Source organism: Alcanivorax sp. HI0083 (assembly GCF_001635175.1).
Genome location: NZ_LWFX01000371.1, coordinates 1 through 1,033 on the forward strand (window position 1 = coordinate 1; position 1,033 = coordinate 1,033).

Genomic DNA, 1,033 nt, shown 5'->3' on the forward strand with positions numbered 1-1,033 from the left:
TCAGGGAAATTCGAGATCGACAAAGCCAGCAATGAGCAGTTCATCTTTCGCCTGAAAGCCGGCAACGGCGAGATCATCCTCGCCAGCGAGCAGTACACCACCAAGACTGCCTGCGAGAACGGTATCGACTCGGTAAGAAAGAACAGCGCCGATGACAGCAATTTCGAACGCAAGGTTGCCAAAGACGAACGCCACTATTTCGTTCTCAAGGCCGCCAATCACCAAGTCATCGGTCAAAGCCAGATGTACAAGAGCACCAGCGGCATGGAAAACGGCATTGAGTCAGTCAAGAACAATGCCCCGGATGCAGCCCTGGAAGATCTGACCTGAAGGCCACATTACGACTCGCGCAGTCGTAAAACGCAAAAGACCGCACCCGGTATCCGGGCGCGGCCTTTTTTAACAGCGCCAGGTTCGGCGCTTACCTTCCAGCACGGTCAACCGCGCTTCAAGCTTCCTTCGGCCAGGATTCGCGCAGGCCTACCGTCTGGTTGAACACCAGTCGCTCATCAGTGCTGTCCTGGTCCACACAGAAATACCCTTCGCGCTCGAACTGGTAACGGGTTTCCGCCAGCGCACCACGCAACCCTGGCTCTACCCAGCAACCATCCAGCACAGTCAGGGACTCAGGATTGATGTGGGACAGGAAGGTCTGCCCCTCTTCCAGTCCCTTGTCAGGGTTGGCAGCACTGAACAAACGATCGTACAGCCGAACCTCGCAAGGCAGCCCCTTGTCCGCACTCACCCAATGAATCACACCACGCATCTTGCCCTGATCATCAGCATTTTCCGGGTTCTTGCCCAGCGTGTTCGGATCATAGCTGCAACGCACTTCCACGATTTCGCCCTGATCATCACGCACTACATCGGTGGCACGCACCACATAGCCATAACGCAACCGCACCCGGTCGCCCAATACCAGACGCTTGAATTTCTTGTTGGCCTCTTCGCGGAAATCTTCACGGTCGATATACACCTCCCGCGTCATCGGCACATGACGAGTCCCCATGGATTCATTCTGGGGATGCACCGG

At 56.1% G+C, this 1,033-nt stretch carries 1 protein-coding gene and 1 pseudogene; one reads left to right on the forward strand and one right to left on the reverse strand.

Annotation, left to right across the window (positions count from 1 at the left end; all coding sequences use genetic code 11):
• The coding region (locus A3754_RS03850) for a YegP family protein (protein ID WP_197468435.1) at positions 1 to 330 on the forward strand (330 nt) is incomplete at its 5' end.
• Positions 331 to 448: 118 nt separating this feature from the next.
• On the opposite strand, the pseudogene A3754_RS03855 reads toward A3754_RS03850, so the two are convergent.
• Positions 449 to 1,033: pseudogene (locus A3754_RS03855) on the reverse strand (glutamine--tRNA ligase); the annotation flags it as partial.